Origin of the sequence: Myroides albus (genome assembly GCF_024722315.1) — a bacterium.
GTDB classification, from domain to species: domain Bacteria; phylum Bacteroidota; class Bacteroidia; order Flavobacteriales; family Flavobacteriaceae; genus Flavobacterium; species Flavobacterium album_A.
Map to the genome: position 1 here is coordinate 1,851,547 of NZ_CP102754.1, position 15,482 is coordinate 1,867,028.

The 15,482-nt window shown below is 35.5% G+C and carries 13 protein-coding genes; 10 read left to right on the forward strand and 3 right to left on the reverse strand.

From position 1 onward, the window contains the following. Positions 1–68 precede the first annotated feature (68 nt). The 4 genes from NWE55_RS08505 (at position 69) to NWE55_RS08520 (ending at position 2,972) form a co-directional block, all read left to right on the forward strand. Positions 69–1,199, forward strand: a complete 1,131-nt coding sequence (locus NWE55_RS08505) for an Mrp/NBP35 family ATP-binding protein (RefSeq protein WP_160339755.1) — start codon at positions 69–71, stop codon at positions 1,197–1,199. Between the two features lie 20 nt (positions 1,200–1,219). Further along, complete coding sequence (locus NWE55_RS08510) at positions 1,220–1,459, forward strand: NifU family protein (RefSeq protein WP_155092689.1); 240 nt, start codon at positions 1,220–1,222, stop codon at positions 1,457–1,459. 119 nt (positions 1,460–1,578) lie between these two features. Continuing rightward, on the forward strand, positions 1,579–2,631 hold the full coding sequence (locus NWE55_RS08515; RefSeq protein ID WP_155092690.1) for an NAD(P)/FAD-dependent oxidoreductase: 1,053 nt from the start codon (positions 1,579–1,581) through the stop codon (positions 2,629–2,631). 2 nt (positions 2,632–2,633) lie between these two features. Further along, a complete protein-coding gene (locus NWE55_RS08520; RefSeq protein ID WP_155092691.1) occupies positions 2,634–2,972 on the forward strand; it encodes a 2Fe-2S iron-sulfur cluster-binding family protein in 339 nt (112 codons plus the stop codon). Between the two features lie 143 nt (positions 2,973–3,115). Here the strand turns inward: NWE55_RS08520 and NWE55_RS08525 are convergent, their stop codons facing one another. Both NWE55_RS08525 and NWE55_RS08530 read right to left on the reverse strand, forming a co-directional pair. Further along, entirely contained in the window at positions 3,116–3,829 is a 714-nt protein-coding gene (locus tag NWE55_RS08525; RefSeq protein ID WP_160339756.1) for a DedA family protein, read from the reverse strand. 25 nt (positions 3,830–3,854) lie between these two features. Further along, positions 3,855–5,087: a dicarboxylate/amino acid:cation symporter gene (locus NWE55_RS08530; protein WP_258204023.1), complete on the reverse strand. Its 1,233-nt coding sequence runs from the start codon at positions 5,085–5,087 to the stop codon at positions 3,855–3,857. 419 nt (positions 5,088–5,506) lie between these two features. Here NWE55_RS08530 and NWE55_RS08535 point away from each other — a divergent pair, with 419 nt between their 5' ends. The 5 genes from NWE55_RS08535 to NWE55_RS08555 all read left to right on the forward strand — a co-directional run bounded on the left by NWE55_RS08535 (position 5,507) and on the right by NWE55_RS08555 (position 11,754). Beyond that, the gene (locus tag NWE55_RS08535) at positions 5,507–7,408 is read left to right on the forward strand and encodes a S9 family peptidase (protein ID WP_258204024.1); all 1,902 of its coding nucleotides are present in this window, start codon (positions 5,507–5,509) and stop codon (positions 7,406–7,408) included. A 240-nt stretch (positions 7,409–7,648) separates the two neighbouring features. Beyond that, complete coding sequence (locus NWE55_RS08540) at positions 7,649–8,527, forward strand: hypothetical protein (protein ID WP_258204025.1); 879 nt, start codon at positions 7,649–7,651, stop codon at positions 8,525–8,527. Positions 8,528–8,979: 452 nt separating this feature from the next. Further along, positions 8,980–10,179 (forward strand): C1 family peptidase, encoded by a 1,200-nt coding sequence (locus NWE55_RS08545; protein WP_258204026.1) that lies wholly within the window; start codon positions 8,980–8,982, stop codon positions 10,177–10,179. A gap of 15 nt (positions 10,180–10,194) precedes the next feature. Continuing rightward, entirely contained in the window at positions 10,195–11,022 is an 828-nt protein-coding gene (locus NWE55_RS08550) for a mechanosensitive ion channel family protein (protein ID WP_155092697.1), read from the forward strand. Positions 11,023–11,166: 144 nt separating this feature from the next. Next, positions 11,167–11,754: a DJ-1/PfpI family protein gene (locus NWE55_RS08555; protein WP_155092698.1), complete on the forward strand. Its 588-nt coding sequence runs from the start codon at positions 11,167–11,169 to the stop codon at positions 11,752–11,754. A gap of 210 nt (positions 11,755–11,964) precedes the next feature. Here NWE55_RS08555 and dusB read toward each other — a convergent pair whose 3' ends face one another. Beyond that, positions 11,965–12,957: a tRNA dihydrouridine synthase DusB gene (gene dusB, locus NWE55_RS08560; protein WP_155092699.1), complete on the reverse strand. Its 993-nt coding sequence runs from the start codon at positions 12,955–12,957 to the stop codon at positions 11,965–11,967. Between the two features lie 158 nt (positions 12,958–13,115). Here dusB and NWE55_RS08565 point away from each other — a divergent pair, with 158 nt between their 5' ends. Further along, positions 13,116–15,479 carry a hypothetical protein gene (locus NWE55_RS08565; RefSeq protein ID WP_155092700.1) on the forward strand — a complete coding sequence of 788 codons (2,364 nt, stop codon included), beginning with the start codon at positions 13,116–13,118 and terminating at the stop codon, positions 15,477–15,479. The last annotated feature ends 3 nt before the right edge of the window (positions 15,480–15,482 follow it).

Consider the following 15,482-nt stretch of genomic DNA (forward strand, 5'->3'; position numbering starts at 1 on the left):
TCAATATTTCCTATTATCTTTGCATATAAGTGTTATCATATTAATTTGTTGAAAACTAATCTTATATAATGAAATTAGAGAGAAAAGAGATTCTTAAAGCTTTAGAGACTATATCTGTAGCTGGAGAAGGGAAAAATATGGTTGAAAGTGGTGCAGTAGCTAACGTAATGACTTTCGGAGACGAAGTAGTTGTTGATTTAGTTTTATCTACACCAGCATTACATATCAAGAAAAGAGCTGAAGTAGATGTGATGAAGGCTATTCACGATCACGTCTATGAAAAAGCTAAGGTTAAAGTTAATATCAAGATTGAAGCTCCTGAAAAACCTGAGATCAAAGGAAAAGCAATTCCTGGCATAAAGAATATCGTTGCGATTTCATCAGGTAAAGGTGGTGTGGGTAAATCTACTGTAACTGCTAATCTTGCTGCAACATTGGCTAATATGGGCTTTAACGTGGGGGTATTAGATGCAGATATCTATGGTCCGTCAATGCCTATTATGTTTGACGTTGAAAGTGCAAGACCTATTTCAGTTGAGGTAGATGGTAAATCTAAGATGAAACCGATCAACGCCTATGGAGTAGAAATACTTTCTATTGGATTTTTTACAAAAGGGGATCAAGCTGTTATCTGGAGAGGTCCAATGGCAGCAAAAGCATTGAATCAAATGATTTTTGACGCTGATTGGGGTGAATTAGATTTCTTATTGATAGACTTACCTCCTGGAACTGGAGATATTCACTTATCTATTATGCAGTCATTACCTATAACAGGTGCTGTTGTTGTATCAACACCTCAAGCAGTTGCTTTAGCAGATGCTAAGAAAGGTGTTTCTATGTTTATGTCTGAAAGTATCAATGTACCAGTACTTGGTATCGTTGAAAATATGGCATATTTTACTCCTGCTGAACTACCTGAGAATAAGTATTATATTTTCGGAGAGAACGGTGCGCGTAATTTAGCCAAAGATTTAGACGTTCCTTTCTTAGGAGAAGTACCTATTGTACAAAGCATTCGCGAAGCTGGTGACTTTGGTCGCCCAGCAGCTTTACAAAATGACACGGTAGTAACAAGCGTGTTCGAAGAAGTAACAAGAAATGTTGTAGAACAAGTTGTGAAGAGAAACGAATCTTTGCCTCCTACAGAAGCTATTAAAATAACTACCATGGCTGGTTGTTCAGCAGTAGGTAAAAAATAAGAATTAATCAATTGAAAACTATGGCATCAGAAACTATCAGAGAAAATGTTATGAAGGCGTTAGATGAAATACGCCCATTTTTGCAAACAGACGGAGGAGACATCACTTTAATCGATATTGTTGATGATAAACACGTTAAAGTTCGTTTAGAAGGGGCTTGTACTGCATGTAGCGTAAACCAAATGACTTTAAGCGCTGGTGTTGAAACTACTATTAAAAAGTACGCACCAGAGATTGAATCTGTAGTTAATGTTGGATAATAATATTTAAGGTCAATCAGTTAATAAGGCATTCATGGTGTTTTTTACTGCTGATTGACTTTTATCATTTCTAATAATCACTGCAAAGTTGAACTTTGCACTAAAGTAAACACTACATCATGATCGAGACAGATATAATTATTATTGGAGCTGGGCCAACGGGGCTATTTGCTGTATTCGAAGCAGGGCTTTTAAAATTAAAATGTCATTTAATTGACGGGTTACCACAACCTGGAGGACAATTAACTGAGTTATATCCAAAAAAACCAATCTTTGATATTCCGGGCTATCCTTCTGTAGGAGCAGCGGAATTAATTGACAACTTGATGGAACAAATTAAACAGTTCCAACCTGGCTTTACTTTGAATGAAGTAGCCGAAACAGTTGAAAAATTAGAAGATGGAACTTTCATTGTTACAACTAACAAAGGGACAAAACACCACGGTAAGGCAGTTGCTATTGCTGGAGGATTAGGATCTTTTGAACCACGTAAACCAGAGTTAGAAAACTTAGCTTTTTACGAAGATAAAGGGGTTGAGTATTTCGTTAAAAAACCTGAAATGTTTGCTGGCAAGAAGATTGTTATTGCTGGTGGAGGTGACTCTGCTTTAGATTGGAGTATCTACCTTGCAGATCTTGCTGCGGAAGTACATTTAGTTCACAGACGTAACGAGTTCCGTGGAGCTTTAGATTCAGTAGAAAAAGTTCAGGCTTTAAAAGACCAAGGTAAGATTAATATGCTTACTCCGGGTGAAATAGTTGAATTAAAAGGAACGGATAAGTTAGAAGCTGTTGTCGTTGATATCGAAGGAGAAAAACGAGAAATCGCTTGTGACTATTTCATTCCATTGTTTGGTTTAACTCCAAAGTTAGGACCTATTGCAGATTGGGGACTTGAGATAGAAAAGAACGCTATTAAAGTTAATAATGCATTGGACTACCAAACGAATATTCCTGGTATTTACGCTATCGGTGACGTGAATATTTATCCTGGAAAATTAAAACTTATTTTATGTGGATTCCACGAAGCTACTTTGATGTGTCAAAGTGTTTATAATATGTTGAACCCAGGTAAGAAGTTCGTATTGAAATATACTACAGTTTCTGGAATTAATGGCTTTGATGGTACTCGTAAAGAGGCTGAAAAAGCTGTTGTAAAATCTATTGAATAGTTATGGCAGAAGATATTAAACTTACCATTATTGACAGAGATGGAGAAACACATATTGTGGATGCTCCTACTGATATGGGAATGAATGTGATGGAAGTGGTACGTGCATATGAACTTGCCCCAGAAGGTACTATTGGTATTTGTGGAGGTATGGCAATGTGCGCTTCATGTCAATGTTATGTCATCAATGGCGATGAGGTTGAGTTACCTGAAATGAACCCAGATGAGGAGGCTATGCTTTCCGAGGCGTTTAACGTTAAGGATAATAGTCGTTTAGGTTGCCAAATACACATTGAACCAAGTTTAGAAGGATTAGTTGTTCAATTGGCTCCAGAGAGTTAAACTTGTCAACTAAATACACTATACCAAAAAGGGAATTACTACGTTTTGAAGTAATTCCCTTTTTTAGTTTTACCTATTTTAGACCATAAAAAAAGCTTCATGTATTCAATGAAGCTTTTTGATATAATTAGAATGAAGTAGGATTATTCTCCTTCCTCAGATGAAATTTCCTTTTTATTAGATTTGCCTGCTTTGCTCTTTAATAGTTTGATGATTACAGGTAGTGTTGTCACTAATACTAAGAACAATACGATATACTCTATATAGTGTTTTAAGTTGATATCATAGCTTTCTAATAACCATACTTGCAAATAGTGCCCAGCGAAGATTAATGTAGTTGCCCACAAGAATGAACTAATCACATTGTAGAACATAAAACGCTTAACATCCATACGAACAATTCCTGCGATAATTGGAGCAAATGTTCTTACAACAGGTAAGAAACGCGCAAAGATAATTGCTCTACCTCCGTGTCTTTCAAAGAATACTTTTGACTCGTATAAGTATTTCTTTTTGTAAATGAAATTATCTTTTACATTGTAGAGATAATTTCCACTTTTTGCCCCGAACCAGTAGCCAAAGGTATTTCCTAATATACCTGAGATAGCGACAAAAGTGGCAAGTAATGCAACATTGATAAAATCACTGTCAATATTGAAAAGTTCTTGCATTAGAGCAGTACTGTAAATACCTGATAAGAAAAGTAAACTATCTCCAGGTAAAAAGAAACCTGCAAATAACCCTGTCTCTGCAAATACAATAAATAGTACTACATAAATTCCAATTGAATGCCCTGCAATTTGTAAATTGATGTAAAACTCTGGGTTAATCAATTGGGAAATTTGAAATTCTTCCATAGTGTTTTTTTATAGTTTGTCTGTTTTATTCTTCTTGACTGTTTGTTTCAAATTTGTCTATCGCTGCTGTTGATAAACCATTCCCCAATACGTTTGTCATACTACGGCCCATATCGCAAAAGTGATCAATTGGCAATATTAAAGCGATTCCTTCAGGTGGTATATTAAACATTGCACAAGTAGCTACAATAACAATCAAAGATGCACGTGGAACTCCTGCAACACCTTTACTTGTAACCATTAGTACTAATAGCATTCCTATCTGTGTTGCTAATGACATTTCTACTTCGTAAATCTGAGCGATGAAGATACTGGCAAATGTTAGATACATCATACTGCCATCCAAATTGAAAGAGTATCCCAAAGGTAATACAAATGACACTACTTTTGGAGAACATCCGTATTCTTTTAAGTTTTCTACTAATTTAGGGAATACAGCTTCACTACTCGTTGTAGAAAAGGCAATTAATAGCGGCTCTTTGATTGCTTTCATTAAGCGCCATACGTCTTTGCCAAGGAAGAAGTATCCGGCAATGATTAAGATAGTCCAAAGAACAATTAGGCCTCCTAAAAATGCAATTAAGAACTTTCCGTAAACCAAGAAGATGGAAAGTCCATTCACTGCGACAATCCCCGCTATAGCTCCTAATACACCTAATGGTGCAGTCCACATCACATAGGTTACCATCTTTAAGACAACTTCAGATATTTTGTCGAATAAGGTTATGATTTGATTACCGCGTTCCCCTAAGGTTGTTAAGGCAATACCAAAGAAAACGGCAAATACAACAATTTGTAAGATCTCATTGTGCGCAAAGGCTTCAAAAACACTCTGAGGTATCAAGTGTTCTATAAATGATTTAAGACTTAAAGCATCAGTTTTAGATACTAACTCAGTTGCATCTTGCATATTGTCTAAGTCAAACTTTGCATTAAATCCGGGTTTGAATAAATTGACTAAAGCAAGTCCAATTGCAAGTGAAAAGAAGGAAGCTGTGATGAACCATGCCATCGCTTTTACTCCTACACGTCCCACCATTTTCATATCCCCCATTTTCGCTATTCCTACAACAAGTGTACAGAATACAAGTGGAGCGATAATCATTTGGATCAGTCGAATAAAAATTGTTCCAAGTAACCTAATGTTATTCGCAAAGACTTCTTTATGTGCTGGGAACTGGTAATAAAAGGTGCATCCCAAAAGTACACCCATGATTAAAGCAATAATAATTGCGATAAAAAGTTTGTTGTTTTTCATCTACAATAAAGATTTGTGCGTGAAAATAGTTATTTTTTTATAATAATATCCTCTTTCACAAAAAAATAACAATAGATAAAAGATGGTTTTGTTGTATTCTTTGTTTCTTTTCTATTTTAATGTCTAACTATTCTTTGTCTATATATTAGATGTTTAACTACTGAAGCATGTGATATAGTTAGTTGTTTCTTGTTTTTATTGACAATTAAGTAATTCTTTTTTGGCTGATTCACCTCATTTGAGTTACAGTTTATTCAGATCCATTTGCTATGGTCTTAACTCAGCTGTTTAGAACTGATCTTTGACTTCCTGCTTTGCGATTTCCAATTAGAGGACTGTTAAAGAGGTGTATTAAACGGTATAGAAGATTTGATAATTAAAAGAAAAGGCTAAATTTACGGCTTTATAAATCCCTAACTATGAAGAAAATATTTTTGTTTGCCTTGAGTTTAGCAAGTTTAAGCGCGTTTTCACAAGAGGTAATGACTAAAGAATTACTTTGGAAACTAGGACGAGTGTCTCCACTCGGAATTTCGAAAGATGGTAAAAACTTAATTTACAAAGTAGGTTATGCCAATATGGAAGAAGATAAGTTTGATACTACTACTTATCAAATTCCTTTATCAGGTGGTGTGCCAACTGAGATTACTGAGTATAAAGATTTACTGACAGATAAGAATGTATCTCCTACAGGAGAATATGTGCTGTTGGACAAGGCTGTTAAAGTCAATAATGTATTAGGAAAAGATCTGTATCCGAACATGCCTAAGTCGGATGCTTACGTTTTTGATGGATTAGACTATAGACATTGGGACACTTGGAATGATGGTTCTCATAACCACGTTTTTTATGCTCCTATTGGAAAGGAAGATGCAGCTATTGATATTATGCCTAATGAACCTTATGACGCACCACAAAAACCTTTTGGTGGAGATGAAGATTACGTATGGGCTCCTGACGGCAAGAGTATTGTTTACGTAGCAAAGAAGAAGTTCGGTACAGAGTACGCTACAAGTACAAACACAGATTTGTATGAGTATAACTTAGCTACAAAAGTGACGAAGAACTTGACTGAGGCAAATGTTGGTTATGATACGAATCCTACGTTCTCTCCACAAGGATATTTGACTTGGCTGCAAATGAAAAGAGATGGTTATGAAGCAGACAAGAATGACCTAATTGTGCGTTATGAAGGTGGAGATCAAAATCTAACCGCAAATTGGGATGGTACAGTAGGTAGTTACCAATGGAGTAACGATGGAAGTAAAATATACTTTACTGCTGCTGTTGGTGGAACTATACAGCTTTTTGAAGTTAACTTTCCTGGAAGAAAGCGCATTGCTCCTGTTGTAAGACAAATTACGGATGGTAAGTTTGACGTGACTGGTATTGTTGGCATTGACGGTGATAAAGCAATTGTTACCCGTACAGACTTTAACCATGCAACAGAAGTGTTTTCGTATGATATGAAAAAGAAAACTTGGAATCAAATTACGAAAGTAAACGATGATATTTATTCAAAAATTGCTTTGAGTCACAGTGAAAAAAGAATTGTGAAAACTGTGGATGGAAAAGATATGGTTACCTGGGTAGTTTATCCTCCAAATTTTGATCCGAATAAGAAGTATCCGACATTGCTTTATGCACAAGGAGGACCGCAGTCTGCCTTATCTCAGTTTTATTCTTTCCGTTGGAATTTTCAATTGATGGCTGCAGAGGGATATATTATTGTAGCTCCAAACCGCAGAGGAATGCCTGGTCATGGCGTAGAGTGGAATGAGGCAATTAGCAAAGATTGGGGTGGAAAACCAATGCAAGATTATTTGGCAGCTATAGATGATGTAGCTACCGAAAAGTATGTTGATAAAGAGAGATTAGGTGCTGTAGGAGCGAGCTATGGTGGATATTCAGTGTTTTTCTTAGCAGGTATTCACGAGAATCGCTTTAAGTCTTTTATTTCACACTGTGGAGTATTTGACTTGGTTAGTATGTATGGAACGACTGAAGAAGTGTTCTTCCCTAATTTTGACACTGGAGGTGCGTATTGGGAGAAAGACAACAAAGATGCTCAAAATGCTTATGCTAATTTCAATCCAATCAATAATGTTGATAAATGGAATACACCTATCCTTATTATTCAAGGAGGGAAAGATTATCGCGTACCAATTGGACAAGGACAAGAAGCTTTCCAAGCAGCTCAATTGAGAGGGGTAAAGAGTAGATTCTTGTATTTACCAGAGGAGAATCACTGGGTTGTAAGACCGCAGAATGCTCAAGTATGGCAAGGTGAGTTCTTCCGTTGGTTGAAAGAAACGTTGTAATAGATAGTATATTAATAGGAAAGAAACAGTGTATCTCTGATAATGGAGGTACACTGTTTTTTTATGGCAGTATTTTTATTTTATTGTTTTGGAGTAATCTTCTTTTTTTTCATTGATAGTGTTTTTGAGTACATTAATTAATGTGAAGTTGTGCATATTTTGTTGATAAAAATGTAATAGTGGTGTATTGTATATGTTTTAAGTGTCAATTAACTTAAATTTGTGTAAAAATTAATTGATATGAAAAAGATTGTTTTTGGTGCTTTTATTGCACTTGCATTTCTTGGAGCATCTTGTAGCTCAGATGACGGAGGTTCTACTGGCAATGGTGAGAACGGTGGAGGGATAACTCCACCAAATAATAAAATAAAGGTAATCGATAAGATTATAATTGACAGTAAGTTTAATGATAGAGGTAAAGTAGAAGAAGGAGAAGCTACTGTTGATTTTACCTATGTGGATAAGAAATTACACACTGTATCAGATTTAGATAATGATTTTTACTACAAATTTATCTATGATGATAAAGGGATAGTGAAAGAGGTCGAATCGACTCAACTTGAGTATTTTCCAGGTGGAGATCAGTTAGTAACTACCAAGTATGTTGTGGCAGAAGTTTTAGGTTTAACTCCTTTTAATTTTGGTAAACTGGGTGTTATTAATGGAGTTGATAGAGGGAATGTAGTGGATATGACTTTTTATTCATATAACTATAACAATGAGGTTGTCAACACATATAGTAGTGTTATGAAATACGATGACAAACCTTTTGGACCGTTTCATACCTTGAATACAACAGGAGCAGTTGACCTAAGTAAGAAAACACAGGTTGATTTTGGCAATAGTAAGGGAGCTATTATGGGATTGGATTATGCGAATAGGGTATTGCCTTCTAATAATCCTACTTATTTAAAACATACGTTGGTAGAAGGTAAGGAAGAAGTAGAAGTTGTTATTACTTATACCTATGATGCTAATAATTATCCAGTGTCATTTGTTTATAGTATAGTAGAACACTTTGTTAGTAATGAATGGGATAGAGAGGAGAATAAGTACAAGGAAGTAGTTTTTACAGAGAAAGTTGATGGTAATGCTGTAATTATTTATAAAGAGTTATAGTAAGTCTATCATATATTAGATAGAAGAGGTTATTTCCTGCAATGGGAAATAACCTCTTTTTTGTTTAAGACAGGGTTATTTTTCTGTCATTGTGCTGGTTCGTATAAATGGGATATAGCGGTGTTTTTTACTTTTTTTTCGAGGTGGTCGGCTTGTGGTCGGCTTGTGATAGGCATATGGTCGGCTTAAAAGTACCATTATTAGCCGATCACTACCCGAACATATAGTAAGCATATACATATCAATACAATCAAAGTCGTAAGAGTTAGCGTACCATGCTGGCATGGGGTGTGGATGATGGTAGGGCTGTCCCATTAGAAAAACAGATTGCGAGTTAAGTAACTAAAGTTGCTGTTTTACCTAAAAGTATGACGGAAAAATAGTTTTATGATAGAAAATAAGGCTGTTTAAATCACTTTTTCTATCTTTACGATTCTAACAAACCTAACAATATGTATAGAAATCAATTAAAAGCATGGGTATTTGCTGCTATTTTATCAGCGGGCTTTTCTGTGCAATCTTTTGCACAAGATAATTTAGTGAATGCGTTGAAATACAATGCAAGTGAGAAGAGTAAAGAGTTATATCAATTTACACCAGTAGTTGATATAGAGAATACTACAATTAAAAATCAGGGGTCTTCGGGTACTTGTTGGAGCTATTCTGCAAATTCATTTCTTGAATCAGAGATGATGCGCATGGGTAAGCGTCCTGTTGAGATATCTCAAATCTTCTCAGCGCGTAATGCTTATATTGAAAAGGGAAAAATGTATGTGAAAATGCATGGATCTGTTACACTTGGTGATGGTGGTGCCTTTCACGATGTAATTAATATGTATAGAAAATATGGGGCGGTGCCTCAGTCTGTCTATGCAGGATTAAACTATGGTACGACTAAGAATAAGTTTGCTGAAATGGCTGCTATTCAAGAGGGAATCCTCAAAGCTGTGGTTTCCAATCCCAATGGGAAACTTACTCCGAACTGGGAAAAAGCTTATGCTGCTGCTATAGATGCTTATCTTGGAGAGGTACCTGAAAAGTTTACTTGGGAAGGTAAAGAATATACTCCTAAAAGTTTTGCAAGTGAAGTAATTGGCCTAAATGCAGATGATTATATTGAAATAGGTTCTGATTTGAACTATCCTTTCTATGAAAAGTTTATTTTATTAGTTCCAGATAACTGGGCATTTGATCAAGTTTACAATGTGAAGATGAACGAGTTGACGGATATAGTTGATCACGCTGTGAACAATGGCTTTACGGTAGCATGGGCTGGTGATGTAAGTGAAAAGTATTTTAGTTGGAAGAATGGCGTGGCTTTTGTACCAGAAAAAGAGTGGGAAGATATGGATGAGGAGGAACGCAAGACTTTATTTGATGGACCTAAAGGAGAGCGTAAAGTAACACCAGAAATGCGTCAAGAAGCTTTTGATAATTACTCTACTACAGATGATCATGGTATGCACATCGTAGGTACTGCCAAAGATCAAAATAATAAGGAATACTACATTATCAAGAACTCATGGGGTATAACAAATGATTATAAAGGATATATGTACATGTCTAAGGAATATGTAAAGTACAAAACAACGGATATTATGATTCACAAGGATGCACTATCTAAAGACATGAAAAAGAAACTGAAAATTTAAAAATTGAAATAAGTTATGGAAAAATTAGCTGCTGGATTAGAGAATATGATCACCAATATTATGGGAAGCCTACCCAAGATTGCAGTAGGTGTCTTAATATTAGTGATAGGAGGGTTTATTGTTAAAGCTGTTTTACGAGGATTGCGTCGTCGATTTGAGAAACGTGAAATGGAAAAGTCTTTGATGGGATTCTTATTGAGTATGATCAAAGTGATTTTATACATCCTTTTAATACTTACAGCTGCATCTACTATGGGAATTCAGACATCTTCTTTCTTAGCGATGTTTGCCTCTGCAGGTTTAGCGATTGGTTTAGCACTTCAGGGGAGTTTATCTAACTTTGCTGGAGGGGTGTTGATCTTGTTGTTTAAGCCTTTTAAGGTAGGAGAGTATATTTCTAATACGGGAGGTGTAGAAGGAACAGTTGATAAAATAGACCTGCTCTATACTACGATAACTGGAGCTACAGGATTAAAAATCTATTGTCCAAACGGACCGTTGGCTAACTCGGTGATTACGAATTATAGTGATATTACTTCACGTCGTTATGACTTCGTTGTTGGGATTTCGTATAGTGCTAATATTAAGACAGCACAGAATGTTATCCAAGAGGCTCTTGCCAAACATGAAGCAGTTAAACAAGATCCGAAACCTATCATATTTGTAAATAGTTTAGCGGATAGTTCTGTTAATTTAAATGTACGTGTATGGATGGATAAAGCTAATTACTGGGATACTGTTTTTGTAATTCAGCAACTGGTGAAGAATGCTTTAGATGAAGCAAATATAGAGATTCCATTTCCACAAAGAGATTTGCATATTATCTCAGATAATACAAAGTAGGATAAATTCATAATAAGTTATAGGCCTCGTACATTTATTGTACGGGGCCTTTCTGTTTCATATTTAATAGATTGCTAATATTAATAGCAATACAAATAACAGCTTTTGCTATATTATGGGTAAATTTGATAAAAATTAAAGGTTATGAAACAGACTGTATATATCTATTTGTTTGAAGGATATTCGGATTGGGAAATATCTTTTCTACTTCCTGAACTCAGAAAATTGAATCAATTCAAGATTGAGTTTGTATCTGATTGCAGGCAAAAGGTGGTTTCTATGGGGGGATTGGAAGTTACTCCTACGAAAAGTTTAAGGGACATCGCATGGAATCGCGTTGCTGCTTTTATTATTCCTGGTGGTCATTTATGGGAGAGCAATCGCAGGACAAAAACGAAATTGTTTAGTTACTTAAATCAAGTGGTTGAAAGTCAGTGTGTCATCGCTTCAATTTGCAGTGCGACATTGTTGTTGGCAAGTGTCGGTTTGTTAGACAATAAATTACATACGAGTAATTCGCTTGAGTATTTACAGGAGCAAGCATCGATGTATAAAGGCGAGCTACTATATATTGATCAACCTGTCGTTTTTGATGATGGCGTGATTACAGCTAACGGTATTTCTCCTATTGAGTTTACAAAGGAAATATTATTAGTTTTAAATGTCGATAAATATTACGTTGAGCAATGGTATCAATTGTTTAAGCACGGTGTTTGGAGTGAGGCTTCTTGAGTAACTCCGTCTGTGTAGTTGTATTTTGTTATGGTTTGTGCTTTAGATGTGCAGCTACAATTCGCTTGCTATTTGTAATGAATGTGAAATGACTTTATCTATATAGATATATTTGTTGTTGATTAATTTCATAGATAGAGTATACATATAACAGAGGGGGGCTTGAAGCCCCCCTCTGTTATTTAATAGCTTATTTTGAAAGCTTATTTCTTATTCGATAATGTAATCTTTGTATTCTTCTGCAATCTTGTCAAATAAAGCTAATAATTCGATTGGATCATCTGTGGTTACTAATTTTAAACGGTGTGGTTTAAAACCGTGAATACCTTTGAAATAGTTTGTGTAATGACGTCTCATTTCAACAATTCCCAATCTTTCACCTTTCCATTCCATAGACCAAATTAAATGGTTCTTAGCAGCGTCTAAACGATCTTTTATTGTCGGTGGCGCTAAAATCTCTCCCGTATTGAAAAAGTGTTTAATCTCATCAAATATCCAGGGATATCCTATGGCTGCTCTTCCTATCATCATTCCATCTAAACCAAAGGTTTCTTTGTATTCTAACGCTTTTTGAGGACTGTCAATATCTCCATTTCCAAAAATTGGAATTTGTATACGAGGATTATTTTTGATGCGCTCAATATGCGTCCAGTCTGAATGACCTTTGTACATTTGAGCTCTTGTACGCGCGTGAATAGTCAAAGCTTGTACCCCTACATCTTGTAGTCGCTCTGCTACTTCGTCAATGTTAATCGAATCTTCGTCCCAGCCCAGTCTTGTCTTAACTGTCACTGGTAAATGTGTACTATTGACTACAGCTTTGGTTAGTCGAACCATTAGATCAATGTCTTTTAGTACACCAGCTCCAGCTCCTTTTGATACTACCTTTTTTACAGGACATCCAAAGTTGATATCTACTAAGTCTGGTTGTACGGTCTCTACAATTCTTGCAGATTCAGCCATAGCCTCTTCATCACCACCAAATATTTGGATTCCTACTGGTCTTTCGTAGTCAAAGATATCCAGCTTCATTCTACTCTTCATCGCATCTCGAATTAACCCTTCCGAAGATATAAACTCAGAATACATCAAATCAGCCCCATGTGCTTTGCACAGGCGGCGGAATGGTGGATCACTTACATCTTCCATTGGTGCCAATAAAAGCGGGTGATCAGGGAGTTCTATGTTGCCTATTTTTATCATATTCGTTTTCGAAATTTGATGCAAAAGTACAATATTTTTAGTTTTTCTACTTTTTTGTGTTCAAATTGTAATTTTAACTTGACTTTCAATGAACTATACAGACTTAAACGATTGCTATTTTCGTATCTTTAGAGCCTAATTCTCGATGCCTTTATATTATGAAATTAACATCTTACGATAAGACTCCTTTTCAGATACAGTTCTCTTTTCACAGGTTGATTCACGAAGTGAAGGCCTTCGTTAGTGACGACCTGCAAAGTGGTCTGAAAAAAGGGTATTATCAAGATTTACTTCAAAGAATAGATCAAGTACCTACTCTGGGTATAATAGCTAATGAACAAGTGATTAAGGATAATCAAGAATTGATAAATGAGCTTTTAGAGATTCTTTTTCCGCGCGGATTACAAGACAATGAGATTAAGGCTGTTTCCATGCCTTTTCAAAGTTTGATGTTCAATTATACCAAGCGATTCCACAAGATTATTGAAGAAAGTGGAGGCAATTATGATATTGAGATTAGGAATTTTAGTCCACATCAGTATTATATCGCATGTTGTTGTATCGTGATGAATTATTACTTCAAATGTGATTTTGATATATCATATCCTCTTTTTATTGACTTGCCTGACAGCAAGGGTATTATTCATCACTATAGAGTATTGTACAATGCCGATTTCGTGGAAGTATTCCCAACGGAGAAAGCCCTGATGTTATCCAAAGAAGATATTGAGTTACTACAAGATAATTACGACGACCTCGATTTGTGGATTAAGTATTTTCCTCAAGAGAGTTGGATTATTCGTGGATTCGGTATCATAAGTTTAGTGGATGTTACTATTGAAAGTGCTATTTCACTGTTAAAGGAGAATTTTCTGAAAGCAGAGCTTCAACGTGAGCCGATTGGCAATACTTTGGGACAATTATTTAGTTCGATTTTTAAAGTACCTAATTTGAAGGTTGGTTATACTCCTTTGGAGTTTGACAAGTTGATTCAAGTAGAAACAAGGGATATTATGGCGCTTAATAGCTACTTGATTAATGAGCAAACTAATGAAATTGTCCTTTCAAAGAATGCTTATACTAAGATTATAGAAAAGTTGGAGTATTTTTCAATCTCTGATATAGACGAACACCTTGCCAACGAAAGTGAACGCATGATGTATGAACAGTTGAAAGCCCGTGGTGTAAAGAGTTGTTTATTTAGTCCAGTAGTTATTTCTACGGGCATAGAAGGTATTTTGGAAATCATATCAGAAGATCAGCGTGCGCTTCACAGCGTCAATGCACAAAAGCTCAATGCGCTGATCCCTATTATTGCTGAGACATTTGAACGAGTAAAGATTGATTTGTTGAATCACGTTGAAGCAATTATACAGAGAGAGTTTACAACGATTCACCCAAGTGTATATTGGAAATTTTTAGAGGAGGCAAGAAGGAATTATGTAGAAAGTGTCATAGAGAAGGATTACTACATTAATCCCATTTCTTTTTCGGATGTTTATCCTCTGTATGGGGAAATTGATATTAAAGGATCGAGTCAGTTGCGCAATGAAGCGATAGTTAAGGATCTTAGGGAACAATTATCTCTGTTGAAAAAGATGTTTAGCAATTCAAAAGGAGAGGTGTCTTCCTTGATTTTAGAGAAGCATTTTTTAAAACTTACTGCTTTTATCAGACAGTTGGAAACTCACTTTTTTTCTGGTTTGGAGCAGCGAATTGAAACCTATATAAAAGAGGAGTTACATCCATTTCTCAAAAAAGAAGGCCATTTGTTTGATGAGGATTTGTTGAAAACATATTTTAATCACATCGATTTGCAGATTAATATATATTATAAGTATCGAAAGATATTTGATCATCAAGTAGGTCGTATGAACAAGTGTTTTTCTGATATTTTAGATGCTCGTCAAAAGGTCGTTCAGAATGTGTTTCCTCATTATTATGAGCGTTTCAAAACGGATGGGATAGAGCACAATATCTATATTGGGGAATCAATTTGTCCAACGTTAAGCTTTGATTTTACTTATTTGCAGAATCTCCGATTATGGCAGTTACAGGTGATGGGAGAACTTATGTGTACGCATTATCGAAATAATATTCAGGAAGTAATTCCGATGGATGTAACAGTTTTGATTTTTGTCTACGATACTTCACTTGGGATTCAGTTTAGAATGGATGAAAAGCGCTTTGATATTGATGGATCATACAATACAAGATATGAAATTATTAAGAAGCGATTGGATAAAGCTTACATAAAAGAAACAACCGAACGCATTGTACAACCCAAAAAAGTAACTATCGCATTTGCGTCTTCAAAAGATTTAGAAGAATATAGAAACTACTTGAGTTTTGGTCAGAAGTTAGGCTTGTTTACTTCAGAATTTGAACAATTTGAGATTGAAGATATGCAGGGGGTTTCAGGAATGATAGGACTGCGTATCGGCGTGAATCTCGATTTTGATACCGAGTCATTAGATTATGTGAATCTGATGCACTTATTTTTGAGAAATCACTATTTGTAGAAA

What these genes read in the sequence shown, in the direction of transcription:
- NWE55_RS08505 (WP_160339755.1), top strand. Translation starts at nt 69, where the DNA reads ATGAAATTAGAGAGAAAAGAGATTCTTAAAGCTTTAGAGACTATATCT.
- NWE55_RS08545 (WP_258204026.1), top strand. Translation starts at nt 8,980, where the DNA reads ATGTATAGAAATCAATTAAAAGCATGGGTATTTGCTGCTATTTTATCA.
- NWE55_RS08540 (WP_258204025.1), top strand. Translation starts at nt 7,649, where the DNA reads ATGAAAAAGATTGTTTTTGGTGCTTTTATTGCACTTGCATTTCTTGGA.
- NWE55_RS08555 (WP_155092698.1), top strand. Translation starts at nt 11,167, where the DNA reads ATGAAACAGACTGTATATATCTATTTGTTTGAAGGATATTCGGATTGG.
- NWE55_RS08550 (WP_155092697.1), top strand. Translation starts at nt 10,195, where the DNA reads ATGGAAAAATTAGCTGCTGGATTAGAGAATATGATCACCAATATTATG.
- NWE55_RS08535 (WP_258204024.1), top strand. Translation starts at nt 5,507, where the DNA reads ATGAAGAAAATATTTTTGTTTGCCTTGAGTTTAGCAAGTTTAAGCGCG.
- NWE55_RS08510 (WP_155092689.1), top strand. Translation starts at nt 1,220, where the DNA reads ATGGCATCAGAAACTATCAGAGAAAATGTTATGAAGGCGTTAGATGAA.
- NWE55_RS08525 (WP_160339756.1), bottom strand. Translation starts at nt 3,829, where the DNA reads ATGGAAGAATTTCAAATTTCCCAATTGATTAACCCAGAGTTTTACATC.
- dusB (WP_155092699.1), bottom strand. Translation starts at nt 12,957, where the DNA reads ATGATAAAAATAGGCAACATAGAACTCCCTGATCACCCGCTTTTATTG.
- NWE55_RS08565 (WP_155092700.1), top strand. Translation starts at nt 13,116, where the DNA reads ATGAAATTAACATCTTACGATAAGACTCCTTTTCAGATACAGTTCTCT.
- NWE55_RS08515 (WP_155092690.1), top strand. Translation starts at nt 1,579, where the DNA reads ATGATCGAGACAGATATAATTATTATTGGAGCTGGGCCAACGGGGCTA.
- NWE55_RS08520 (WP_155092691.1), top strand. Translation starts at nt 2,634, where the DNA reads ATGGCAGAAGATATTAAACTTACCATTATTGACAGAGATGGAGAAACA.
- NWE55_RS08530 (WP_258204023.1), bottom strand. Translation starts at nt 5,087, where the DNA reads ATGAAAAACAACAAACTTTTTATCGCAATTATTATTGCTTTAATCATG.